Genomic DNA, 23,993 nt, shown 5'->3' with positions numbered 1-23,993 from the left:
ATGGGCCCGGCCACCGGTTCGCAGCGCCGGTTCCCCAGCGGCGCCGAGTACGCGGAAGCCCTGCAGCACACCCAGCTGTGCTTCCATCATCCGGAACTCAAGGGCGCCCGGCCCGAGCTGACCGGACTCGGCCTGCCGCGCCCCATCTCCGGCGCCTTCGCCAGTGTCTTCTCCCTGACCTCGCCCTCATCGGGCCGCCGGTACGCGGTCAAGTGCTTCACCCGTCACGTCCCGGACCAGGAACGCCGGTACGAGGCCATCAGCTCCCGACTCGCCCTGCTCGATCCGGCGGAGCTCTCCCAGCCGTGGAACCTCGGCTTCGAGTACCTTCCCGACGCCATCAGCGTCGGGCGGGAACGCTACCCGGTCCTCAAGATGGAGTGGGCCGAGGCCGTCACCCTGTCCTCCTGGCTCGACGACAACCATGCGGACCGGATCGCCGTCGATCGCCTGGCTGACCGGTTCGAGGAACTGATTCGGGACCTGGCGGACCACCAGATCGCCCATGGCGATCTGCAGCACGGCAACCTGCTCGTGGCGAGCGACGACACCCTGCGGCTGGTCGACTACGACGGCATGTACGTCCCGGCGTTGGCCGGCCTGGGCGGGACCGAGCGAGGGCACCGGAACTATCAGTCGCCCCTGCGGGGGAACGACGACTTCGGAGTGGATCTTGACCGGTTCTCCGCCTGGGTCATCTTCCTCTCGTTGAAGGCGATCGCCTCCGAACCGGCTCTGTGGTCCCGGTTGCACGAACCCAGCGGCGAGTTCCTCCTGCTCACCGAGGACGATTTCACGAGCCCGGCCGGGTCCGCACGACTGCAGACAATGCTCACTCATCCCGACCGTATGGTGAGCGGACTCGCCGACCAGGTGCGGACCCTGGCCTGCCAGCCCCTGGATATGCTGCCGCCGCTCACCCTGGCCGTGCCCAGGCAGAGCCCAGCCGCAACGGTGATCACGGACACTACTGCTCACAGCGGAGCCGCCGCCCCGGGTACGGGCGGTCTGCCCGGCTGGATGGCAGGACACGTCGCCTCTGCGGCGTCGCCGACGCAGCCCGCGCCCTCGGTCGCCTCACCGGACAGATTCCAGGTCAGGACGCCACTGGATGTCGCCGTAGCCGTCGTCTGGCCCCTGATGCTGGCAGTGACCGTACTGGCTCTTGTCGTGGGCCTCTCGACAGCCCCATTCGGTCCGGCAGCCCCGGTGTTCGCCGCCGCCGCGTTCTCGGTGTTCGGGCGGGCCCGCCGCACGGAGCGGGCTCAGGCACGGACCGTTCTCTCCGGGCTCACAGCAGAACTGGACCAGCTCGACGACCCGGTCAAGGCCGAGGGGAAGCTACGCAAGGACCGGGCGAAGTTCGACGCCGCAGAGGCGAAGCGCACCGCGGACCACCCACGAGCACAGAGCAAGCTCACCGCGAGCTACCGCGGCGAGCTCCAACAGATCGAGAAGCGCAGGGTCCGTAAGCGGCAGGAGCTGGACAAGAAGATCGCGGGGCTTTCGGAGGAGCGAGGGAAGGCACTGAGAACGGCGCTTGCCACCCGGCAGTCCGCCTACGTGCGGGAGCGTCTCGGGCGACGGCTGATCGCCCAGAATCCGCCGCACGGCATCGGACCGAAACTGGCCGCGCGGCTTGCGGCAGCTGGAGTCCGTACCGCAGCCGACTTCACCGGATACCGAACCGTGCACAATGCGCGCTACGACAGCGTCGGTGCCGAACTGGTGCTCAGCAACGGCCGCCGTATCGACGTAGAGGGCATAGGTGAGGCCAGGGCCATGGCGCTCGATGCCTGGCGCAGGCAACTGGTCGCCGCTGCCGAAGCCGGTCAGCCCACTGCGCTCACCGCACAGGAACGACAGTCGATCGACCAGGGCATCGAGGTCCGGCGCGCCCGCCTCACCGCTGAGCTCCGCTCCGTGGACGCGGCAGCCGAAGTCTCACGGACGAAGGCACAGAAGGAGCTGGAGGACGGCCAGGCGCGGCTCTCCCGGGAGAACACTCTGGCCGGCGACCGGGCCCGCCGACAGCGGCAGGAGTTCAGCCGGCGCGCGGTCACGCTCCAGCAGAACAGTGTGCGCCATGCGGCGCTGAGCTCAGCTGCCGAGACTGCCGAGGCACACCAGCGCAGGCTGTCCCTCGTGCGATACCTGCGATTCCTCTACACCGGTCGCTGAACCGCGCCCCTGGAATGCGCGATGTCGCATCCACGGTCGACCTCGTGCTCCATACGGTCCGAAGGCGCGCATTGCTCCGGACGCGGGATCGCGGTGGCTCAGACCCGTGGAGGAGCGCACAGTGATGTCCGCCAGGTCGGCCGGGCGGGTGGTGGCGAAGTCGAGTTCCTGGCTCGGGCGGTGGACGATGCCGTGGGCCCGGACCGCGTAGCTGCCCCTGAGGGCCAGCCCGCAGGGGAGTCCCAGGTCGAGGGTTTCGGTGAAGAGCCGCCGGTGATGATCGGGCAGATCGGGCAGGCTCTGCCGAGTCACGCAGCGGCCTCGGTGGAGTTGGTGTACAGGCCGGGAACGGTTTCCTCCCATGCGGTGCGGATGCCGCGGCCGACCATCTTCTACAGCCGGGGCCAGGAGCAGGCCAGCAGGTCGCCGTCGAGGTAGCGGACGTAGTCTTCGTACAGGCCGGTGTTCAGGGCGATGCGGCACATGCCGAGGCGCAGATTCCCGTCCGAGAGGGCGAACGTACGCAGGCCGGAACAGGCGAGGTGCAGGGGGAGGCTCACGGTGCCGCTGGTGGGGCCGGTCAGCTCGGACAGGGCGGCCGGTAGCTGATTGGGGTCGGGACCCCCGCCGGGATGTCGGACCATCGGCCTGCCAGAGTCCGCTCTGCTCTCCCGCCTGGAGTGGTCCTGGACCGTGCGTGTTCATGGGACCGCGGTAGGACGGTGGAGGACTGGAGCGCAGGGTTGCGACGGACGGAGCCTGGACCCGCGACGCTCGTTTGACGCTCGCACCCCTTCGAGGCGTGTCAGGGGATGGTGTAAATGTTGCCTGACCTGCAGTTTCTCAAGGTGTCCTCTGATCGGACGTCATTTCGATGACGCATCATGTGGAGTGCGTGGCGATCCTGGAGCCGGTGAAGTAGGGCTCTGGCCTGCGGTTTCGCGGTATCCGTTGCCTGCTCGACCTGTTCTCACTCGTCCAACAAGCGAAGCACGGGGCTCATCCGCGTGCCCGCCTGATCTGAGGTTTCAGGCGGCACACCGTGTGCCCACGCGGGCGTCGGGTTGTTGACGCTCGTGCGACGCTCGTTGTGCAAGACCCATCACATCGGGAAGGTTCCCCGGTTCGTCAGAGGAGAGGTGTCGGGAGAGCCGGTGTGGAGTGTGTCCAGGCGGCGTCGAACTGGCGCAGGGCGGCGGTGTACAGAATGCCAGGAGCCCGGGCGTACAGACAGGGAGAGTTCCTTCCGTGTGCCGACGCACTGTAGAAAGTGAGGTAGGCGGCACGGTCCGTCACGATCACACGGCAGTTGTTCGGCAGGTTGAAGGTGCGCAGTTCGATGCCGTCCCTCGCTTGTGTCACCCGGGCCAAGTAGTCGATGTTCGTTCGGACCTGGCTTCTGAGCAGACCTCGGGTGAAGCCCGGGTCGAACCGAGATACCTCCTGAGAGCGCCGATCGAGCCACGAGTCCTCTCGGGGGCGGGGGTCGGGCAACAGGATCTGGACGGACTGTGGGCCCGGCTCTGACGACCACAAGGGTGAGAAGACTTCACGGGTGAGCACGTTTCCTCGGCCTGCCAGGACTTTGACCCAGCGGGCTCGTCGTAGGTCGCGAGCGAGGTCCTGTTCGGCGGAGGACTGGTGGAGGTAGACGCGCCCGAGCCCGGTCCTTGTGTACCGGGAGCAGACGGATACCAGCCACCACATGGGGCGGGCGCCGCGCAGCAAGCCGAGAACGAGGAGGATCGCGCTGGCTGCCAGAGAGCCGAGGATGCCTATCAGAAAGTCGTTCATGTGGAGCCCTCTTCCGGTGTCGGGTTGCATTCGGCGGGGCATCGATTGCGTCAGCAGAGGAAGGGCAGCAGAAGCCGTAGAACATGGGCGGCGTTTCGGGCTGCGAGCTCGTGGTGTGCGTGTCCCTTCTCTTCGTCGGCGCTGTCGGAGACGCCTCGGATGACGATCCAGCCGGGGTTCATCTCGTCGTGGATGGAATTCTCCTGCCAGTACTGGCTCAAGCCGCCCGCTTCCATGTCCACCGCCAGTACCTTCTCGTTGTAGTGCGCGAGGTATCGGCGGATGTCGCTGTCGCGATCGGCGACGACTGCTTCACCGGAGCCGATCAGCCCCGGATACACCTCATATTCCTGTGAGGATCGCGAGGCGAGCTGACCGTTCACACGGGCGGGGGTGCCGTGCTCGGTGAAGAATGCGTTCACGGCATGCACAACTTGGGCCGGGGCCTGCCGGTGTTCGCCACGCCTGCGGACGTCACCGAGCGGATTGACCTTGCGGTTCTCGTAGTAGACGACCTCGGTCGAGACGATGACGTTCCCGATGCGGGCGTGCTCGTCGTGGATACCTCCCCCCACGCCGATGAGGGGCCCACAGCCGAGGCGCGTAGTGGCGTCGCAGATTCTCCAAGGCGGCCATGGTCGACCGCTGCCCCTGACTCTGAGTCTGAGTGGCGACGATGCGGACGGTTGAGTCCGGAGTGGAGTGTTCTCCGCGATAGAAGTAGAGGCCGCCTGGTTCCTTGTGCCGTTCGAGTTTCAACTCGTCGCACAATGCGCGCAGTTCCTCGCTGAGGATGGTGACGATCCCGATGTCCCACGTGCCCCGATCCGTTGGTGCCACGGAGCCGGTCACCGGTGCACCGATTCGTTCTGAGGGTGGTGTCGCGATGACTCGGGCATGGTTGCCCACGGCGTTGTTGCTGATGGTGTTGCCATTTCCGTGGAAGTTGATGCCTTGGTTGGTGTTCACGGATTTCCTCCGTCGCTGGGGCTATCGGTCCCCGTGGCAGGGTGCGCCGGTGCGCCGACTTGGGCCGCATCGCCTACGGCGTTGTTGCTGATGGTGTTGTTGTCGCCGAAGTTGAAGATCCCGCTATTGATGATCTTGAGTGCTCGATCGTTGAACCCTGACGCGTCCACGTCCTTGGCCAGCAGGAAGTCGCCTGCCGCCCGGAGCAGACGTTGTTCGATCGTCTTCATCCGGCCAAGAATGTCGGTCTTCTCCAGTTGCACCTTGGACCACGCCTGGGCCGATTGCTCCCGGACGCTCACGCGACTGCCGATGAGGACGTTGCGTATCGGTGTGGAAGTGAGATCCGGGGGGAGGATGGCGGCTTTGATCAGGGCGCGGAGATAGCGGATGATCCGCCACGAGTGCTGCACCTGCTGGGGGAGGGTGGACAGTTCACGGAAAGCGGCCCATAAGACCGCGATGAGGCCGTGCTGGCCGAACTCGGCTGTCCGCTGGAAGGACCTCGGCGTGTGTGCGAGCACGCAAGCCGCCGTGGAGATGATCAGGGTCCGTCCCCGTACGCTGACGTGGAGCAGGACGGTCGCGATGTACTCCGCGCCCTCCAGCGGTGTCGTGACCTCTAGGAAATGATGCCCCCTCGATCCTGGCGTGTTGATGATCTCCCGTAGATCCGCGTCGGTGAGCTTCTGGGGGAGTAGGGAGTGATCGGTCGCCACGTCGGTCTCGGACACATAGACGCGGTCCCTGACCTGCGCGGGCAGACGGACATCGTGGCTGTCAGTGTTCAGTAGGTGAACCGCGTCGCGCAGGTGCTCGACGAGCTCGTGGGCCTGGAACGGGGGGACGGGGTGTTCCCGTTCGTGCAGGGGGTGTCGTCGTCCTCGACGGGGCGCAGGAGTTGGACGCTCATGGGCGGGTTCCATTGGTAGACGATCTCTCCGGCACCGATGAATGGCGACTCCTCCCCGAAGAGGGTGAACACAGTCAGGTCATCGTCAGCTGCTTCCTCGTCCTGGCTGTGGCGGGGGCGGCGATACACGGTGTGAACGTCCCTCTGCTGAGCGTCGGCCACCCGCTGCCGGCGGGACAGCCGACCGGGGCGCAGGGTCGGTGCCCGAAGGATCCGGTTGAGCTGCAGTTGACGTAACGCTCCGACGGCGAGGCACATGAGCACGATGCTCGCCCCCATGTGAAGGGCCGTCGTGACGTGATGGGGGTGGATGAGTCCGATCACGAGGCCGGTCGTCGCCAGACCGAGCGCGATACCTCCGACGCGTTGTAGCGCCTGTGACTTCTCCGATTTCCTCCGTGGGAGGATCCGTTGGAGACGGCGCCGATGACGGTACTGCAGCTCCTTGTTGCGGCGTCCGGGCTTTCGGTTGCTCCGGGGCTCGCGGTCGCCCCGATGTATGAGCAGGGCCAGGCGGAGCAGCCACAGGAGGGCGAGGCCACATGCCACGAGAGCGCTCGCGGGCAGGGCGCCGGCGCATGTAGGCGCGATCACGGCTCCCAGCAGCGTGACGCGCACGGCAGCCGCAAGGGGGGCGGCCCGCCACGCGTGGCGCATGACGGGGACTATGTCGAAGCCGTAGGACGGGGCGACCCTGCGGTGTGGCGACGTGCAGATCTTGTCGATCACGAGGTCGCGGAAACGCTCGTCCACGTATGGGCCCGCGCATAAGTGGCGTGTTGCAGACGTGAGTTCTTCGCCGGAAACCTTTGCTGGTGGTACAGGGGGAGTAGCCATGCCCTGCCCTCGCCTCCTGAGGTTAAGGTCTATGTGACCATAAGTGGCGAGAGTGTTTAAGTCAATGTGACCTTTAGGGGGTCTGGTGGATGACTGGCTGAAAGACTCCGATGAGGTGGAGGCCTCGTGGGTGACGGTGGACCTGGCGATTTTCACGCTGCGGGGCGATCGCCTGATGGTGCTCCTGGTCGATCGGGGGGTGGAGCCCTTCCTCGGTCGGCCTGCGCTCCCTGGCGGGTACGTCCAGAAGGGCGAGACCTTGCGAGAAGGGGCGCTGCGCGAGTTGGGGGAGGAAGCCGGCATCGACGGTGGGTTGTTGCACCTGGAACAGTTGGGTGCTTACGGTGATCCTGGCCGGGATCCGAGAGGGCGAGTGGTCACCGTCGCATACCTGGCCCTGGGACCTGATCTGCCCGTGCCTGTGGGCGGCACCGATGCGGAACACGCCTACTGGGCAACTGTGGAAGAGTTCGACCGGGACGGGACGAGGCTGGCATTCGATCACTCTGAGATCCTCGCCGAGGCTTTGGAGGAGGTCCGGCGCAAACTCGAATACACCCCTGTCGCCACGGCCTTCTGTGCCCCGGAGTTCACCCTCAGCGAGTTGCGTACGGTCTATGAAGTCGTCTGGGGACAGCCGTTGGATCCGAGCAACTTTCGGCGCAAGGTACTGAGGACCACAGGATTCGTGGAGGCCACGGGCGAACAGAGGATGCCCTCTACGGGTCGCCCGGCCGCGCTCTACCGCAGAGGAAACGCATGGGTGTTGAGCCCACCACTCCTGCGTACCGGCGGGCAGCCTGCGTAGTTGGCCGAGTTTCGAGGTCCTGTATCGACGCAGGGTGTGGGGTCGCTCCAAGGACGAGGAAGCCCAGTAGCCGGTGAGAGGGTGAATGAGCGAAGCTCCGCTCCGGTTCTGGGAACCCGATGGGGACTCACTAGATGTGCCGCGCACGTCAACCACAACCATGGACGGCCACACAACCCGCTTCTAAGCGCATGCCATCGCGCTCGCCGGGTGCCACCACGCCCATCCCGCCGACCGAGAGCGAGGCACCTTGAAGAAGTGCGTCGCCTGCTGGACCGCAGCCGCGGCATGAGCCCCACTCGCACTCACCGGAACCGCCGAGGCCTCCGATGCCACCATGGCCGAACCCAAGACGTAGTACTCCGCCGTCTTCTGTGGTGTCGAGAAGATCGGAAGGGGCGACCGCGGAGCGATGCAGCTCAAGGGCATTGGAGAGGGGGGAGAGTAAGTCGGGGGCTCAAAGGGCAGCCCAGCGAGATGTACAGGCCCAGATCAGTAAGAAGTGCGGATAGGGGGAACCGGGCGTATCACTGCACCTTCCGCAGCTCCAGACGCTAGGACCCACGCCCGTGGAAGTACGTGAGCAGCAGGAAGCGTAAGAAGCTGCCGAAGCGGCTGGCCGCGGCCGCCGAGACGGATGTATCGGACTTCTCCAGCGACTCCTCGCCCAGGGGGGCGATCCCGGCGCCTGCGCCCCTGACGGAGCCACACTGCTCTAGCTCGCCGCCGTCCAGGGCGATAGCCGCCGTGCCGAGATGCTCCTGGAGGCCGGGGCCTCGCCCGATGCCGAATCCCGGGTGCGGCGCAGCGGACTGCAACTTGCCGCGGCCGCCACCGAATCGAACCTGCCCCTCGTCGAGCCGCCGCTACCTCATGGAGCTGACCCGTACATCAGGGAGCCGGGGCTGCTCGGCGCTCGACTGGGCACGGGGCTGGAGCGACGACGCCGAGAAGCGGCAAGCCGTCCTGGACCGGCTGGGCGACCTCGCCGCTTGAGTCGTTCCCATCGCCTGGCCGGCGAGTGGCGGAGTGAGTAAGGGGTGGCCCAGCCGGCTGCCTCGGCACGGCGCCCGTGTCGCGGCGGTGCACACCCCCAGTGACCGGTGCGAGGGTTGGACGGGCCGGAATCAGGTTCAGGTCCCGCGGCCGGCGGGAAAGGTGGGCGGCTGCCGGGCGGAGGGTGGGCGAGCTCCGGGGCAGGGCTTCACCTGACGGGGAGCGGCTGCTTCGCTGGGGGTGTGACGGGACACGGATCGAGGCCGCGTGGATTCCGATAGCGCGATCGCGCCTTTGGTCGCGGTCGTCGGAGTCGTCGGGACGTTGCTGTCCGCGCTGTTGACGCAGCACGCCGCGGACCGCAGTCGGCAGCGGGAGCAGGAGCGTGCCGAGCAGTTGCGGGAGCGGCGCGGTGCGGCCGAGGAGCGGCGTTCCTGCTACGTAGCACTCAACACTGTTGCCCGGCAGTATCTGGCCGCGCTCACCGACCAATTGCACGCGCTGAGTCGCGACGGCGAACTGCGTTCCGCGCGGCAGCGGCTCGCCGACGCCCGCGATCTGCACCGGGACGTGTACGCGGAGGCCCAGATGCGGCTTCCGGAGAGCGTGCTCGGCATTGCGGGCGAGGTCAGCCACGCGCTCGGCGCGGTGTACGGCAGTCTCAGGCGTATGGACGACGGTGTCCCGCGACCCGGCGACTCGCCCGCCGCCGCGCAGAGGGACATCGACGCGCTCTGGGGCCGGCTGCGGGAGATGCGGCGCGCTATGCGGGCCGATCTGGGTGCGGACGGGGAGGATCGGCGTTCGGCTTGAACGAGGCCCCGTGGGGCGGCGATCCGGAAGCCTTCGACCGGGCCGCTCGGGAGGACGTGCGCCGCGTACGAACAGGTGCCGCTCGGCCGCATATGCGCGAAGGCGCCTGCCGACCGGCTCGGAGTGCCGGTACGTGTGTTCCCCCTGGTCCAGCGGGTTCGCGAGGCATCGGAAGGCATACCGAGCCCGCCGGCACCACAGCCATGACACGGCCCATGTGGCACCCGCGGGTTCATGCGCGTCGCCCTCGGATCCGGGTCCTGGCGAGGACGGCTGAACCGGTCGGCTGCCGGTCGCTTCCGGGTCGCCTTCCGTCCGCTCCCTGTGATCCGGCCTCCTGCAGCCGGGGGATCGGGCATCCTGTGAACACCGGGACGAGCGGAGCGGGGGCGCGATGGACCACGGCAGCGGCGGGACACGTGGACTCCGGGCCTGGGCGCGGGACGCCGCCGGGCGGGCCGATCTGCTGATCCCCTTCCACCGGGTGCCGCCTAGGGCGCCGCGCGGGGTTGTCGTCGACCAGGCCTTCTTCGACCGGACCCTGGATGAACTGACTGAGCTGGAAAGGCTGTTGGGGCCGAACGAGCGGGGGCGCAACGCCGTGGTGGCCCGGCTGGGGGTCCTGCTCGCCCTGCGGTACATGAAGGACGGCCCTGCTGAGGGTCGGGACCGGGCGCTCGTGCACCTGCGCGGAGTCCGCGAGGCGGAGCCGCAGGCACCCGAGTGGGAGCGGCGGTGCGCGGCGCTGGGCCTGCTGCTCCTGATGGCACCGCCACCACAACTCGGCGGCGGTATCGGCCTTGCCCCCGACTTCCCGGCCGCTCTGAACTGGTACCTGACGCAGATCGGCCGCGACGGAATGGCCGAACTGCCCGCGCTTCTCGGCGACGCCCAGAAGCTGCCGATGCCTCCCCAAATGCGTTCGGAAGTCGCCAGGTCGGCAGCGGTGATGCCTCTGCTCAAGGAGCTGCTGCGGCCGGGCGGCGCCGGCGACACGATGCAGCAGCGCCTGAACGACGCCATGCCCGAGGAGTTCCCCTACGTAGACCAACTCCGTGGACTGGCCGAGTCCATGGGGCTGCGGAACGTCCCTGGGATGCGATCGTCGCCGCCGCGCGGAGCAGCCGGCCGCGACGGCGTGCCCCGGGAGCCGGCGGAGGGCGGTTCCACCCGTCGGGTCTCCGGCGAGGCCGACGCCGAGATCTCCGCCGCGCTGCTCGCGGCAGCGGCAGCGATCGGGACGGGAGACCCGACGCTGCTGGACACGGCCGTGCGCCAGATGGCCGAGGCCACGGACCGGCTGGCGCCGGGGCACCCGATGACCCTCCCCATGAAGGCCATGCGCTCCGTCCTGCTGCACGGCGCGAGCATCATCGGCGGCAGCTACCAGGACGACGACTTCGCGCACCGCGTGACCGAGGAGATGAAGGCCGGTCTGGGCCTGGAGGACGCAGTTCCCGCTTCCGGCCCGGACGGCGACGCCCTCAACGCGATTCGTCTCCTCTCGGTGCTCTCCCGGATCTGGCGCGGCGAACGGGACGAGGATCTGGACGAGTTGGACGCCGTCCTGCTCGAACTGCGGCGTCTCCAGGCGACCGTGCCGAGAGACCATTCCTCCTGGATTCTCGTTCCGCTGGCGCTGAGCCAGGCGTATCAGGCCCGTGGCTCGCTGCTGGAGGACGAGTCGGAGATCCAGCGCGGGATCGCGCTCCTGGAGGAGTGCGCGCGGTCGGCACCACCCCCTTGGGACGAGAAGCTGGGCGAGCTGAACAGGCAGGCGAAGCTCCTTCGCGGGCACTACGAGAGCGATCCGGCGCTGGTCGAGGAGAGCCTGCGCCCTGCGGGCCGAGTGGCTCCGGCGATGCCCATGCAGCGCCAGGTCGAAGAGCTCCGTACGGCGCTCGCCCTGATGGAGCGGTACCAGCACACCGATGACCCGACCGACCTGAACCGGGCCATCGCGAGCCTGGAGCGGATACGTGAACGCGCCCGGCAGGGCCGGGAAACGGCTTTCGCGACGGACGCGCTGTGGCACCTCGTCACGGCGTACTGGCTGCGGTTCTTCCGGACGCAGAACCCGGAGGAAGTGCACGCCGCCACCAATGCGGGGCTGGACGCCCTGCACGCCGTCTCGGCCGACGTACTCCTCCAGGTCGGCTCCGAGCACGGTCTGCAGGCGGCCCGGTCCGCGGCCAACCGGGCACTCATGACCGCCCGCACGGCGATCGGCTGCGGCCGTCCGGAGGCGGCGGTGACGGCCCTGGAGCTGGGCCGGGCGCTGGTGCTGCACGCCGCCTCGGCCTCCGCGGGAATTCCCGAGCTGCTGGCGGCGCGCGGGCACCGGGAACTCGCCGACACCTGGCGGAAGGAGACGGGAGCGACGCACACGGAGGGCGGCAGGCTCCTTCCCGGCAGCCTGCGCCGGCAGACCCTGGAAGTGCTCGGCTACCGGCAGCACGACAGCCGGACGACACTGTTCGCCACACCGTCGACGGCCGCGCTGAGAGCGGGAGTCGCGGCGGGCGACGCAGACGTACTGGTCTACCTGTTGCCCGGGCAGGGCGAAGCCCACGGGCTGGCGATCGCCCTGTGGCCGGACAAGGAGCCGGAGGTGCTCGACCTGCCGTCGCTGCTCGCCACGTCGAACGGCCCTCTGGCGGAGTACCTGAGCGCTGCGGCTGCCCGTTCCCGCGTGGGCGGCGAGGTGTCCGAGCGCAGGTGGGAGATGGCTCTCGGCCGCCTGTGCGACTGGGCCTCGTACGCGGTCATGGGACCGTTGACCGAACAGCTCGAAGCCCGCCTCGCCGCCCGCGCGGGGTGCGACACGGCGCGGCCCGCTCCCGGGCGCGGCCCCCTCCGCCTCGTGCTGGTGCCGTGCGGGAACCTCGGCGTCGTGCCGTGGCACGCCGCGCGCCGTCGTGACCGGGGCGAATACCGCTACGCCTGCCAGGACCTGGTAGTCACCTATGCGGCGTCGGGCAGTCAGTTCCTCGCGGCGGTGGGCCGCGACCGGCTCCCGGTGGATGCGTCACCGGTCCTTGTGGCCGATCCACGGATGGACCTCACCCACGCGGAGCGAGAGATCAGCGCGCTGCACCGTGCGTTCTATCCGCGCGCACGGCTCTACGGGGAGTTCTACCAGGCACCCACAGCGCTTCAAGCACCCGGAACACCGGACGAGTTGCTCGCCGAACTGGGTCAGGCGTCGTTGCTGCACGTGGCGTCGCACGGGTCCGCCGGACCACGGCCGACGGCATCGGCGCTGAGCCTGGCGTTCCCCGGCGACAGCGAGGCGTGGCCCGCCGAGCGGGGCGGCCCAGGGGCTCTGCCGGACCTGGGGATGCTGACCGTGACCCGGCTGCTGGACGTCCCGGACGGCGGCGCAGAAGGCATGCCCGCCACTGCCGGAACCGCCGCCGCCCCACCCCGTCGTGCCGGACCGCTGGTCGTGCTCAGCGCCTGCGAGACGGACCTGAGCACCCGTGATCACGACGAGGCGTTGACGCTGGCCACGGCGTTCGTGGCGCGCGGCGCGCGGAACGTGGTGGGGTCGCGATGGAGGACGTCCGACGGCGCTTCGGCACTGATGATGGCGGTGTTCCACCACTTCGTGGCGGTCGAGGGACAGACCCCGGCGAGCGCCCTGCGGTCGGCGCAGCTGTGGATGCTCGACCCCCGGCGCAGGGTTCCCGGAAGTGTCGGGGGCGCGCTGGCGCGCGACGCCCGACAGCCGGGACTGGACCGGCTGTCGGTGTGGGCCGCCTTCACCCACCAGGGGCATCCGGGGCTGTCGGCCACCACTGTGGCCATGGAGGGGGGCACATGAATCCGGAGGAACTGCTCGATCTCGTCCGCCTGCACTGGGACGACCTCCGCAGTGCGCTCGACGACGCGGACCGCGACGAGCTCGTGTCCAGGCTCGGTGCGCTCGCAGCCACTCCGCAGCAGGCGGAACGGGAGGTGCGCAGGGCCGTGCAAGGGGTACGGCTGGCGCTGCTGGACATCCTTCCGCCCGGACATCCGATGCGTACCGCGCTGGACGGCCTCCGGCTGGCCGGTCCGGCGATCTCCTGCCCCCGCGTGGTGGAGCAGGCGCGGGAACTGCACACCTGGCTCACCACGTCCGGCGGCCCGGCACCCGCTCCCCCCGCGGACCCCGAGGGGATCATCGCGGCTGTACAGCGACGGCTGCTGGCACAGCCGTCGCTGTCGGCGCGGGAGGTGCGCGACTGCTGCGCCAGTACGGACGGGCTCATCGCACTGGACGATCCGGTGGACGGACCCCGCTACCCGGCATTCCAGTTCGCCGGTGGCGGCGCGCCGATCCCCGTCGTCCGGCGGGTCAACCGGCTGCTCCTCGCGGACCAGGACCCGTGGGGCGCGGCCGACTGGTGGCTGAGCAGCAACGAGTGGCTGGGCGGGCGGCCCGCGACACTGCTCGGCATCCTGCCCGAGGACCTGCTGGTCGGTGCGGCCTCGGCGATGCTGGAGGTCGACTGATGCCCGACCGCCATCCGCCGACGGCGTACCGGATGACGCCGCACCAGTGCGTCCTGCCTGCCGGAACCGGGTTGTGGCGCTGCCACAACAGCGGCCGCCCCGCCGAGGGGTTCAACCCGGTTGCCGCCGACTCCCACTTCGGCGGCAACCGCTTCGACGGCACCCCCGAGGACTCGTACCCCTTCCTGTACGCGGGAGCCGAACCGGCCACCGCGCTGGCCGAGGTGCTGCTGCGCTCGCTGGCCTTCGACACGGACACGGGCCTGCGCCTGGTGCCCCGCGCGTGGGTGGCCGGCCGCTCGTTGACCCTGCTGCGGACCCGGGTGGAGCTGCGGCTCATCCGGTTGCTGTCGGAGGAGGACCTGGCCGCGGCGTGCCAGGACTCCTGGCTCCTGGAGACGGAGGGTGCGGGGTATGCGCAGACCCGGCGCTGGGCGAGCGAGTTGCGCACTCAAGTCCCGCAGGCCCAGGGCCTGGTGTGGCAGTCCCGACGGCACCGGCCGCGGCACGCGGTGGTCCTGTTCGGCGACCGCTGCGGCGAGGACCCGCTCAAGCCCGATCCCGGCAGGGAGGCGATCGACCTGGGGTCGCCGACGGGGATCACGGAGGCGAACCGGCTGCTCGCGCCCCTGCGCGCGGCAGTGGTCCCGGGAGAGCCGGGCTGACCGCTTGTGGCGGTTTGTCGCAAGGAGCATCCTTGTCGTCATGCCATCCGGGACAGCCATGCCATCCGAGCCGGCCGGTCATGCGTCGGACGGCCACGGGCCGGCCGACCGTACGTCGGCCGACCACGCCTCGGTCGTCCGTGACCTCGGGGTGCTCCGTCGCGCGGGGATCGTCCGGCTGCGCTCGCTGGAGCTGCCGGCCCTCGCGCACGCCGCGGCGCTGACCGGCCAGCCGCCCTCCTCCGCGGTGGAACAGCTGTTGCGGCAGGCAGTGGCGCGGCTGGACGGCGGCAGCCTGCAGGAGGCGGCCGCGTACACGCTGGGTCTGACGCCCGGCACCCGCGACTGGCCGGGTGCCGACCGGCGCAGGCGCGCCGCCGGGGTCTACGGCGTCAGCGTGGAGCGGCTCCGCAAGTACCACGAGCCGATGGTGCTGAACCAGATCGCCGAACAGATCGTGCAGCTCGTGCAGTCGACGGGGCACGTCCCGCCCGACGAGTCGGCCCCGGACACCCACCGCGCACTCCTCGCGCGGGCGGGCGGCCGGACGGTACCGGTGACCCTGCACATCCATCCCGTCGATCTCCTGCGGGACGTGGACGTGATCGTCTCGCCCGCCAACACCTACTTCGCGCTGCCCGAGGCGTACAAGTCGTCGGTATCGGCCTCGCTGCGCCGGGCCGGGGCGCGACGTGGCCTGACCGGGGACCTGGTGGAGGACGGCATCCGCGACGAACTGCGGGAGTGGGCCGCGCGGCAGCACACATCGGGACGCCCGGTGCTGCCCGGCACTGTGGCGGCCACGGGTTCCGGCGCCCTGGCGGAGCAGGGCGTACGCCGCATCTACCACGCGGCCGTCGCCGTGCCCCGGGCCGGGACCAACGACTACGACGTACTGCCCGCCGACGTGACCCGGGCGGTGGCCCGGGCCCTGACGACGCTGGCCGAGGAGCGCGACCGTTTCGACCCGCCGCTGCGTTCGGTGTGTCTGCCCCTGGTCGGCTCCGGACGCGGCGGGCTGTCGTACCAGCAGAGCCTCCACGCCCTGTGGGCGGCCGTCGAGGCGGAACTGGCCCGCGGGGCCGACTGGGACCTTCATCTGATCGTGCGCCGGGCCGCTTCGGCCGACCTGCTGACGCACACGCTCACGGGTGACGGGGCCGCCGGTGTCCGCCCCGGTTCCGCCCGGTCCGCGACCAGCCCGCCTGGTGTGCTGGAACAGGGGAACGAGGCGGACTCACCGGATCGGTGAATCCCAAGTCCTTTGCGCACTGACGGGGTGAGGCACTCCGATGCGCGACGGTGCCCGCCGGCCCACCGGATCCGGACCCGGCCGGAAGGGAACCGGGGCCCGCGGAGAAGCGTCCCGCACAGCACGTGGTTCCCAATCCGAAAGCGCGGCACACAACAGGCAGTCACAGCCGAGACGAGACGGACACACTGACGATGAAGGAAAGCAACCGGGGGCATCTGCTCCCCATCTACGTCCTGGCCGACGAATCGGGCTCGATGTACGAGCACATCGACGACCTCAACGACGGGCTGCGGTCACTGCATCAGGCACTGCTGGGAGAGCCGATGGCGGCGGCCAAGGTGCGCTTCTCGGTACTCGGATTCTCCGACGACGTCATCGAGCGGCTGCACCAGGTGGACCTGCGCAGTGCGAACGAGTTCCCGAAGCTGCACACCCGCGGATCGACGAGCTACGCCGCGGCGTTCGAGGACCTCGCGAACCGTATCCCGGTCGATGTCAAGGAGCTCAAGAGCCAGGGCTACCAGGTGCACAGGCCCGCAGTCTTCTTCCTCAGCGACGGAGTTCCGAACGGCGGGGAGAACTGGCAGGAAACGCTCCGCCGCCTCACCGACCGCTCGGTGACACCCGCCGCGCCGAACATCATCGCCTGCGGCATCGGTGACGCGGACGCGGAGACCATCAACAAGGTCGCCACGCGGGCGGAGTTCGGCTTCGTCGCCGACAGGGGCATCGATGTCGGTGCGGCCATCTCGAAGTTCTGCGCCGCCCTCACCAAGAGTGTGATCGCCTCCGGCCGCTCACTCGATTCGTCGAACCCGCACCTGCAGGTCGACAAGCCGGAGGGTTTCACCGTAGCGATCGATGTGATCTGACATGGTGCCGCGCTTCAACCGCCGCCGGGGGGAGACGCAGAGCGAACCCGCCGGGTACGTGCCACCGCCACCGGGGCCACCGCCGATGCCGCCGCGGGCGACACCGACACCGCCGCCGCAGAACCCGGAGGGCCATCGGTTCGGCGAGGCGTCACGGGGCGCGCCCCGTGGCCTGCCCGACGGCATGGCCGATGAAGCGCCGTGGGGCCCGGGGACAGGCGTGGCCGGACACGGTCTCGCTCCGGCGCCGCTCCGGCACCCGGGCAGTGTCCCGCACCCACCGAACGCCCCCGTGGACCAGTGGGGTCCTGTCGTCGTGGACAGAGCCGTGGTGGCCTTCGACCCGGTGCCGCCCACGGGGATGTCCTACCGTCCCGACACCGTCTGCGACGGCTGGTCGACGGCGGCCCTGGACGTACGGCTGGCGTCCGTACGAGGCTACGAGCACCGGCACGACGGCACGCAGCGCGAGGACGACGCGGCGATCGCGTGGGACCAGGGCACCGGCACCGTGGTGTTCGCCGTCGCCGACGGTGTGTCCGAGGCCCACCAGCCGCACATCGGCTCACAGCTGGCGTGCCGCAGCGCGGTCGACGAGATGCTGTCGCAGGTGCGGAACGAGGGTGGCTTCGTCGCCGACTGGCACAAGCTGCTGTCCACCGTGCACTGGCAACTGCGCGAGCAGGCCCGCCGGCTTCTGCACCTGCGGGAGGAGGCAGGGGTGCAGGAGACGGCCGAGCTGCTGGGTACGACCCTGGTCGCGGGCACGGCCACACCCACCGAACGGGGGGTGGAGGTGACCGTGGTCTGGGTGGGCGACTCCGGTGTGTGGCAGCTCAGGCACGACCGCTTCCACGCGTTGGGCGGCGGCAAGCGGACCGGGCCGGACGGGCTCCTGTCGTCCGCGGTGGACCCGCTGCCCCTCGTCCCGGCGGTCGTCCGCCCCGTGTCCTGCGTCCTCGAACCCGGCACCGTCCTGCTCATCGGCACCGACGGTTTCGGCGACCCGCTCGGTGACGGTGAGGGAGCCGTGGGACACCTGTTCCGCTCCGAACTCCGGCGCCCCGTGACGCCGTTGAGGTTCGCGCACCTGCTGGACTTCTCCCGGGAGACGTTCGGGGACGACCGCACCCTGATCGCGCTGTGGCCCCGCGAGACGGCACCGGGAGCCCCCCGGTGAAGGTCCCGTGGGTACGGCCCGACCAGCTCGGGCCGTACACGACGCACCGCCTCGGCGACGGCGGGCAGGGCATCGTCTACGGGGTGCCCCGGGCACCGGGCAGGCTGAGCGGACAGCTCGCCTACAAGGAGTACCGGCCACAGGTGCGCCCGGACCCCGCCGCGCTGCAGGCGCTCGCCGCCTCCCTCTCCACCCTCGACCCCGCCGACCAGTCCTTTCTGTCCGAGCGGCTGGCCTGGCCGATCGCGATCGTCTACACGGGCAGTGCGCCCTCGCAACTGCCGCTCCCGGCGAACTCCGGCACCACCGTGGTCGGATTCCTCATGCAGCGCGTGGGGAACGAGTTCGAGTTGAACAGCGCTGCGATCGGCGGTGTCAAACAGCAGGGCCTGGAGTTCCTGCTCAACCCGGAAACATTCCTGCAGACCATCGGGCTGACGCTCGACGACCGCACCAGGCTGGACCTGCTCACCGACCTCGCCTCGACGCTCAGCCGGCTGCACAAGGGGGGCGTCGTGGTGGGCGACCTCTCGCCGAAGAACGTCCTGTTCACCCTGGACGGCGCGCCCCGCGTCCTGCTGATCGACTGCGATTCGATGCGGTACCGCACCCAGGACGTACTGCCCCAGGTCGAGACCACCGGCTGGAGCGTCCCGGAGTCGGCGAAGGCCACACCGGCCTCCGACACGTACAAGTTCGGGCTGATCGCCGCAAGGATCTTCAACCAGGACCAGGTCAGTACGGATCTGGGGCCGCTGCGTGGCGTCGCGGCCGAACTCGCGGACCTCGCGCAGCGCAGCACGCGGAGCGACCCGGCCCGGCGACCGGCGCTGGCGGAGTGGCTCCATCCACTGGAACAGGCGCGCAAACGGACCCATCCGGGCAAGCGCACCAAGGTCAAGGCCCCGAGGCCGCCGACGCCGCGCCCCGCACGGCCCACTGCGCCGCACCATGTGCAGCCCACGGCGCCGCACCACGTACGGCCCGCGGTACCCACGTCCCCCGGGGTCAGAACGGGCCCGGCAGGAAACCCGGGTGGAAAGTCGTCGGGCAGGACCGCCGCGGGTGTCGCCGCAGCCATCGTGGGAGTGATCCTGGTGTCCGCGCTCGCGCACGGCCACAGCACGGCGGGCGACGACTCCGGCTCCTCCGCGGTCCCCACTGTTTCCGCCTATCCGTACGTGCCCGACGAGCCGGCGGACGACGCCCCCACCGTGGATCCCGTCGTCCCGGTCGACACGGCGACGGAGGACCCGTCGACGGAGGCACCGGACCCCGATCCGTCCACGGAGGCACCGGAACCCGATCCGCCGACCGACGATCCCGCCCCCGAAACGACGCAGGCCCCGGCCCCGCCGCCTGCGCCGGCTCCCCGGCCGAACTACTACGGCGCCATAGCCGTGGCGACGAACGGCGCCTACGGCAGAGCCTGGGACCACAGATCCGCCGGCGCTGCCCAACAGGGCGCGCTGAACAGCTGTCCCGGCAGCTGCAAGGTCCTCGTGACGTTCGCCAACGGCTGCGGTGCTGTGGCCTACAACCCCGACACCCATCGCTACTGGGGTGGCCACGGTGCGAGTCAGGCCGAAGCCGAGAACAGCGCGATCAGCCATGCGGGCGGCGGGCAGTGGATCACCGCGGTGTGCACCACGCGGTACACCTCCTGAGCAGTGGGGCCGATCCCGTCCCGGAGGTCGCCGGCCACCGGTGCCTCCGGCGGTCGGGCCGCGTGATCACCCCCTCCCGGGTGCCGTCACAGAGTGCGCGAGGGATCGGTCAGGGACAGATCCAGGGAAAGGGCCGCGCAGGCTTCGGCCGCTGTTTCGCGGGCGAGCGCCAGGGCCTCCTCCGCGGTGGTGCCGGTCGCGCGCACCTTGACGACGCGGTCGTTCGTCGAGGCCAGCGGTCGCACCGGGTCGCCCTTCGTGCGCAGGGCGGTGACCTGGACGTGGTCGCCGGTGGGCAGGTCCGCGCCGGTGAATGTGGCCGCTTCGCGGGACGCTCCGAACCACACGGCCTGGTACGGGCGTCGGGGCGCGTGCGTCCGCAGGGTGGAGCGCACCTCGTCGAGGACGCACCGGCCGAGGGCCTGGTCGGGCTGGACCGTGTCCAGGTCGATCCCGGTCGCGGCGTGCACCATGAGCCAGATGTCGTCGCCGCCGACCCGGGCGTGCGTCTCGATCGGGACCGGACCTCCCGGGCCCAGGATCACCTCGGTGTGGCTCGGGCCGTAGGTCAGGCCCACGGCGTCCAGGACGTCCTCGGCGCACCGGGCCACGGCGGCCGCCTCGCCCTCGGAGAGGGGGGCCGGCATCACATGGCCGAGTTCCACCAGGGTGGCGGGATCCGAGTACTTGCGGGTGATGGCCAGTACGAGATGCCGGCCGTTCTCCGAGAGAGCCTCGACACTGAACTGCGGTCCGGTCATGAACCGTTCGACCAGTACGTCCTTGCCGTGTCCGGACGCCTCGCGGTAGGCGGCGTCGATGTCCTCCTCATTGCGGACCATGACCGCGCCGGCGCTGCCGGTGCCGGACACCGGCTTGAAGACACAAGGGAGCCCGATCCCGGCGACGGCGGCACGCGCCTCGTCGAGGCCGGTGGCGAGACGGAACGGCACCGGGTACAGGCCCCGTTCGTCGAGCGCCCGGCGCATCAGCGCCTTGTCGGCCACCCGTTCCATGGCCGCCGGCGCGTGGAAGGGCACACCGATGGCCGACATCGCCACGGCCGCCTCGTACGCCAAGTGGTCGACGAGGGCCAGGGCATGGGTCAGCGGCACCGCGGCGTGCACGGCCCGCACGGCGTCGGTCCACGCCGTCGCGTCGGCGTCGTCGGCCAGGGCGATCACGGCGTGGGCGTGCTCGACGCCGTCGCAGGCCGCCAGCCGCGACCGCGGGACGAACAGGGTGATCCGGACGCCGCCGCCGAGGATCTTGAGGGCCCGGTCGGGGATGTCGAAGAGGTCACCGAAGACGGCGAGGTGGTGCTCGGTCTTCGCGGGGGGCGGAGTGGCTGCGGACATCATCGGTCTCCCGGCTGGTCTTCGGTGGTTTCGGGCTCGGGGGCGGGGCGGGCGCCGGTCGCCGCGGGTACGGCGTCCGGCGCCGCGTCGGCTCCCGTCTGCCGCGCCGTCCTGCGCCGCTGGATCAGCTCGAACAGTTCCTGGCACTCCTGGGCGCCCTCGGCGGCGTAGGGGCCCAGTTCCTCTGCCGCCGAGGCGAGAGAGGTGTGGAAGCCGGCGGCCCGGTCGGCGTCGACGAGAGTGTCGAGCCGCTGGAGCGAGGACATCAGATCCTTGCGACGCGCGCTGCCCTGCGCGTTGGCGCGCTGGATGTCCCAGTAGATCTCCGGCGGGGCCGCCAGGATGCGACAGGCCAGCGCCACCAGGGTGCGGGCCGGGGGCGGAGCGATCCGCATCAGGGTGGCCACGTCCACCGGTGCGGCCAGGAGCGCGTCCACGAACGAGAGGATCGCGGCGTGCGGCAGCGCCTGGAGCACGGACATCGACGCGTCGTGGTCGGACGGGCTCATGACGGAGACCGTCATGGCACCGGCTCGAAGACGAGCCGACATCCGGGTGACGTGCGGGTCCGCGTCCGTCGCGGACTCAGGGGCGATCACCACGACCGACTGGCCCATGGAGGGCAGGGTGGGCGAGAACATCGGGTTGACGCCGCGCAGTCGCGGGCGGAGACCGAGCTCCGACGCGGCCTCGAACAGGGGGAGTTGGACCGAGCAGGTCGACACGACCACCGCCTCGGGGCGGGCGGACCCGGCCAGCCACGGCAGGCACGCCGCGGCGACGTCCTCGGGCAGGGCGAGCACCAGCTCGTCGGCGGCGGCGACGGCCGAGCGCAGGCCCGCCGAGGGCGTGCGCACGTCCACGTCATGGTCCGCGCCGGCGGAGAGGTCGGCGGTGGTCACGGTGTCGGCGGCGCCGGTCAGATGGGTGCGGTACCAGCGTCCGACGGTGCCGGCCGCGCCCAGCAGCACCGTGCGCCGGGGAGCCGTCGCAGCCGCCGCGGTCGTGTTGTTCATGCCTTGTCCTCCCGCTGCCAGCCGCGCAGCCCGAAATAGGGCACGCTCGCCTTGACCAGGGTCTCCTCGTACTCCTCGTCGGGGTCGGACTTCGCGGTGATCGCGCCGCCGACGCCGAACCGGGCCGTGCCGTCGCGTACCACCGCCGTACGGATCACGATGTTCAGATCGAGCGCACCCGAGAACGACAGCCATCCCAGGGCGCCCGAGTAGATGCCTCGCGCCGTGCCCTCGAGTTCGTCGATGATCGCCATCGTCCGCTTCTTGGGGGCGCCCGTCATCGAGCCGCCCGGGAAGCAGGCACGTACCGCCGAGAGCGCGGACTCGGTCCGCCGCAGCCGTCCCCGGACGGTGGACACCAACTGATGGACCGAGGAGTAGCTCTCGATGGAGAAGGCGTGCGGGACGTGGACACTGCCCGGCACGCACACCGAGTTGAGGTCGTGGCGGACCAGGTCGACGATCATCAGGTTCTCGGCCCGGTCCTTCTCCGAGGACAGCAGTTCCCGCCGCAGCGCCTCGTCCTCCTCGGGCGTCGCGCCCCGCGGGCGGGTGCCCTTGATGGGCCGTGACTCCACGATGCGGCTCTCGTCCACGCGCAGGAAGGTCTCGGGCGAGGAGCACAGCACCTCGATGCCACCGGCGCGCAGATAGGCGCCGGCGGGAACCGCGCTGACCGCACGCATGCGTGTGTACGCGGGCAGACCCTCGTCCACTCCGGGCAGCTCGGCGTGGTTGGTGAGGCAGATCTCGTAGCTCTCGCCGTCGGTGATGAGGCGCTGGCTCTCCTTGATCTTCGCGATGTACGCGCCGCGGTCGTCGCGCAGGTTCAGCAGCTGCTCGCGGACCGGTCCCGGTGCGTACGGGGCGGCACCCGCGCCCGGTTCGGGCGCGCTCCTCGCCGTCCGGGGCGGGGCGACGTCCGGTGCCGGCGGGGCGCCCTCGTCCACCGGGACCAGGCGGCATGCGAGGGCGAGACCGCGATGGTGGTCGAAGACGGTGAAGGAACGGGTGTGGAGGAACCACGACTCCGGCTCCGGCGAGGGGTGGCGCTCGTCGCCGACGGTGAGCGCCTTCAGTTCGTACCCGAACCATCCCACCAGACCGCCGCGGAACGGCAGCTGCCAGTCCGCGGGCACGGTGACCTCGACGGCGTCGACGATTTCCCCGAGGAGGGTGAAGACATCGCCGGTGACCTCCTCGGTGCGGTCGGGTCCGTGCAGGGTGAGGCGGCGCCCCGCCAGGTCGTAGCCGAGGGCGACATCGCCCCGCTCGCCCCAGGCGCCCATCAGGGAGTACCGGGAGCCCGGGTGCTCGCTGCCCTCGGAGTCGAGCCAGAACGCGTACGGACGCTCGGCGTAATGGTTCCGGAAGAAGAGCTCCGGGGGCTCCGGGTCCGTGACGGTCCCGGTCTCCAGACGCATCCGCAGCGCGCCGCCCGCCCTCTGGAACGCCGCCACGGACGGCGCCAGGTCCACCGCGGTGCCGGCTGCCCCGTCGACGGGCGCCGTGCCGTCACCGCGGTGGTGGCGGGCGGCGAGCGCGACGAAGTTGGCGAGGACCTCGTGGCCGCCGGCCGACTCGATGGACTCGGGGTGGAACTGCACCCCCCACACCGGCCTGGAGCGGTGCGCGAGGGCCATGACGAGACCGTCCCGCGTCCAGGCGGTGCACTCCAGGGTGTCCGGCAGATCGGTGCTGACCAGCGAGTGGTAGCGCACCACCGGCAGGTCCTGCGGAAGCCCGGCGAACAGGCCGGTGCCCAGGTGCGCGACCGTGTCGACGACGCCGTGCGCGGGCGTCGGCGCGTGGCATGTGCGCGCGCCGAAGAACTCGGCTATGCCCTGATGCCCCAGACAGACGCCGAGCAGCGGCAGTCCGCAGCGCTCGACGATCTCGCGGCAGACCCCGAAATCGGCCTTGCGAGACGGTCGTCCGGGGCCCGGGGAGAGAACGACGGCGCCGCATTCGTCGAGCGGCAGGGCGTCGTAGGCGACGGTGTTGGGCAGCACGACCGGCTGCACCCCGGTCACCTCGTACAGGTACTGCGCGATGTTGAGCGTGAAGGAGTCGAAGTTGTCGATGATGAGGGTCTTCACCGGTCGTCGGCTCCGTTCGGCTCCGCCATCAGCACGTCTTCCCGGGCGTATGTCCCGGCCTCGTCCGAGA

The 23,993-nt window shown here is 70.2% G+C and carries 19 protein-coding genes; 11 read left to right on the top strand and 8 right to left on the bottom strand.

Annotated features, from left to right (window positions below):
• Positions 1-2,181 (top strand): hypothetical protein, encoded by a 2,181-nt coding sequence (locus tag ACWCPY_RS11800; RefSeq protein ID WP_451264157.1) that lies wholly within the window; start codon positions 1-3, stop codon positions 2,179-2,181.
• 392 nt (positions 2,182-2,573) lie between these two features.
• Here the strand turns inward: ACWCPY_RS11800 and ACWCPY_RS11795 are convergent, their stop codons facing one another.
• From ACWCPY_RS11795 to ACWCPY_RS11775, 5 genes are all read right to left on the bottom strand, one after another.
• Positions 2,574-2,825, bottom strand: coding sequence for a hypothetical protein (locus ACWCPY_RS11795; protein WP_451264156.1), 252 nt, complete (start codon positions 2,823-2,825; stop codon positions 2,574-2,576).
• 484 nt (positions 2,826-3,309) lie between these two features.
• The gene (locus ACWCPY_RS11790) at positions 3,310-3,975 is read right to left on the bottom strand and encodes a hypothetical protein (protein ID WP_451264155.1); all 666 of its coding nucleotides are present in this window, start codon (positions 3,973-3,975) and stop codon (positions 3,310-3,312) included.
• A gap of 50 nt (positions 3,976-4,025) precedes the next feature.
• A complete protein-coding gene (locus ACWCPY_RS11785; protein WP_451264154.1) occupies positions 4,026-4,550 on the bottom strand; it encodes a phosphorylase family protein in 525 nt (174 codons plus the stop codon).
• Positions 4,551-4,940: 390 nt separating this feature from the next.
• The gene (locus tag ACWCPY_RS11780; protein ID WP_451264153.1) at positions 4,941-5,678 is read right to left on the bottom strand and encodes a hypothetical protein; all 738 of its coding nucleotides are present in this window, start codon (positions 5,676-5,678) and stop codon (positions 4,941-4,943) included.
• A 53-nt stretch (positions 5,679-5,731) separates the two neighbouring features.
• Positions 5,732-6,610: a hypothetical protein gene (locus tag ACWCPY_RS11775; protein WP_451264152.1), complete on the bottom strand. Its 879-nt coding sequence runs from the start codon at positions 6,608-6,610 to the stop codon at positions 5,732-5,734.
• 169 nt (positions 6,611-6,779) lie between these two features.
• On the opposite strand from ACWCPY_RS11775, the gene ACWCPY_RS11770 reads away from it, so the two are divergent.
• The 10 genes from ACWCPY_RS11770 (at position 6,780) to ACWCPY_RS11725 (ending at position 19,450) form a co-directional block, all read left to right on the top strand.
• On the top strand, positions 6,780-7,502 hold the full coding sequence (locus tag ACWCPY_RS11770; RefSeq protein ID WP_451264151.1) for an NUDIX hydrolase: 723 nt from the start codon (positions 6,780-6,782) through the stop codon (positions 7,500-7,502).
• Positions 7,503-8,375: 873 nt separating this feature from the next.
• Positions 8,376-8,498 carry a hypothetical protein gene (locus ACWCPY_RS11765; protein ID WP_451264150.1) on the top strand — a complete coding sequence of 41 codons (123 nt, stop codon included), beginning with the start codon at positions 8,376-8,378 and terminating at the stop codon, positions 8,496-8,498.
• Between the two features lie 267 nt (positions 8,499-8,765).
• Entirely contained in the window at positions 8,766-9,311 is a 546-nt protein-coding gene (locus ACWCPY_RS11760) for a hypothetical protein (RefSeq protein WP_451264149.1), read from the top strand.
• Positions 9,312-9,705: 394 nt separating this feature from the next.
• Positions 9,706-13,137 (top strand): CHAT domain-containing protein, encoded by a 3,432-nt coding sequence (locus tag ACWCPY_RS11755; protein ID WP_451264148.1) that lies wholly within the window; start codon positions 9,706-9,708, stop codon positions 13,135-13,137.
• The gene (locus ACWCPY_RS11750; RefSeq protein WP_451264147.1) at positions 13,134-13,811 is read left to right on the top strand and encodes a hypothetical protein; all 678 of its coding nucleotides are present in this window, start codon (positions 13,134-13,136) and stop codon (positions 13,809-13,811) included. The genes ACWCPY_RS11755 and ACWCPY_RS11750 overlap by 4 nt, the downstream gene beginning before the upstream one ends.
• A complete protein-coding gene (locus tag ACWCPY_RS11745) occupies positions 13,811-14,476 on the top strand; it encodes an RES family NAD+ phosphorylase (protein ID WP_451264146.1) in 666 nt (221 codons plus the stop codon). The genes ACWCPY_RS11750 and ACWCPY_RS11745 overlap by 1 nt, the downstream gene beginning before the upstream one ends.
• A gap of 40 nt (positions 14,477-14,516) precedes the next feature.
• Positions 14,517-15,728 (top strand): macro domain-containing protein, encoded by a 1,212-nt coding sequence (locus tag ACWCPY_RS11740; RefSeq protein WP_451264145.1) that lies wholly within the window; start codon positions 14,517-14,519, stop codon positions 15,726-15,728.
• Between the two features lie 194 nt (positions 15,729-15,922).
• The gene (locus tag ACWCPY_RS11735) at positions 15,923-16,603 is read left to right on the top strand and encodes a vWA domain-containing protein (RefSeq protein WP_451264144.1); all 681 of its coding nucleotides are present in this window, start codon (positions 15,923-15,925) and stop codon (positions 16,601-16,603) included.
• A gap of 316 nt (positions 16,604-16,919) precedes the next feature.
• Positions 16,920-17,783 carry a protein phosphatase 2C domain-containing protein gene (locus ACWCPY_RS11730; protein ID WP_451264143.1) on the top strand — a complete coding sequence of 288 codons (864 nt, stop codon included), beginning with the start codon at positions 16,920-16,922 and terminating at the stop codon, positions 17,781-17,783.
• Positions 17,780-19,450 (top strand): DUF4189 domain-containing protein, encoded by a 1,671-nt coding sequence (locus ACWCPY_RS11725; RefSeq protein ID WP_451264142.1) that lies wholly within the window; start codon positions 17,780-17,782, stop codon positions 19,448-19,450. Before ACWCPY_RS11730 ends, ACWCPY_RS11725 begins: the two co-directional genes overlap by 4 nt.
• 86 nt (positions 19,451-19,536) lie before the next feature.
• On the opposite strand, the gene ACWCPY_RS11720 is transcribed toward ACWCPY_RS11725, so the two are convergent.
• The 3 genes from ACWCPY_RS11720 to ACWCPY_RS11710 are packed head-to-tail and all read right to left on the bottom strand — an operon-like array spanning position 19,537 to position 23,923.
• Positions 19,537-20,808 carry an ATP-grasp domain-containing protein gene (locus ACWCPY_RS11720; RefSeq protein WP_451264141.1) on the bottom strand — a complete coding sequence of 424 codons (1,272 nt, stop codon included), beginning with the start codon at positions 20,806-20,808 and terminating at the stop codon, positions 19,537-19,539.
• On the bottom strand, positions 20,808-21,824 hold the full coding sequence (locus tag ACWCPY_RS11715) for a prephenate dehydrogenase dimerization domain-containing protein (RefSeq protein WP_451264140.1): 1,017 nt from the start codon (positions 21,822-21,824) through the stop codon (positions 20,808-20,810). Before ACWCPY_RS11715 ends, ACWCPY_RS11720 begins: the two co-directional genes overlap by 1 nt.
• A complete protein-coding gene (locus ACWCPY_RS11710; protein WP_451264139.1) occupies positions 21,821-23,923 on the bottom strand; it encodes a chorismate-binding protein in 2,103 nt (700 codons plus the stop codon). The genes ACWCPY_RS11715 and ACWCPY_RS11710 overlap by 4 nt, the downstream gene beginning before the upstream one ends.
• Positions 23,924-23,993: the final 70 nt, after the last annotated feature.

The organism is Streptomyces sp. NPDC002403, assembly GCF_053593015.1.
Note: the sequence above shows the minus strand (reverse complement) of the source record. Positions and strands in the feature narration are given on the sequence as shown.

Excerpts from the sequence above, each read along its gene's own strand:
- ACWCPY_RS11800 (WP_451264157.1), top strand. The coding sequence starts at position 1 with ATGGGCCCGGCCACCGGTTCGCAGCGCCGGTTCCCCAGCGGCGCCGAG.
- ACWCPY_RS11795 (WP_451264156.1), bottom strand. The coding sequence starts at position 2,825 with ATGGTCCGACATCCCGGCGGGGGTCCCGACCCCAATCAGCTACCGGCC.
- ACWCPY_RS11790 (WP_451264155.1), bottom strand. The coding sequence starts at position 3,975 with ATGAACGACTTTCTGATAGGCATCCTCGGCTCTCTGGCAGCCAGCGCG.
- ACWCPY_RS11765 (WP_451264150.1), top strand. The coding sequence starts at position 8,376 with ATGGAGCTGACCCGTACATCAGGGAGCCGGGGCTGCTCGGCGCTCGAC.
- ACWCPY_RS11755 (WP_451264148.1), top strand. The coding sequence starts at position 9,706 with ATGGACCACGGCAGCGGCGGGACACGTGGACTCCGGGCCTGGGCGCGG.
- ACWCPY_RS11750 (WP_451264147.1), top strand. The coding sequence starts at position 13,134 with ATGAATCCGGAGGAACTGCTCGATCTCGTCCGCCTGCACTGGGACGAC.
- ACWCPY_RS11745 (WP_451264146.1), top strand. The coding sequence starts at position 13,811 with ATGCCCGACCGCCATCCGCCGACGGCGTACCGGATGACGCCGCACCAG.
- ACWCPY_RS11740 (WP_451264145.1), top strand. The coding sequence starts at position 14,517 with ATGCCATCCGGGACAGCCATGCCATCCGAGCCGGCCGGTCATGCGTCG.
- ACWCPY_RS11735 (WP_451264144.1), top strand. The coding sequence starts at position 15,923 with ATGAAGGAAAGCAACCGGGGGCATCTGCTCCCCATCTACGTCCTGGCC.
- ACWCPY_RS11720 (WP_451264141.1), bottom strand. The coding sequence starts at position 20,808 with ATGTCCGCAGCCACTCCGCCCCCCGCGAAGACCGAGCACCACCTCGCC.
- ACWCPY_RS11715 (WP_451264140.1), bottom strand. The coding sequence starts at position 21,824 with ATGAACAACACGACCGCGGCGGCTGCGACGGCTCCCCGGCGCACGGTG.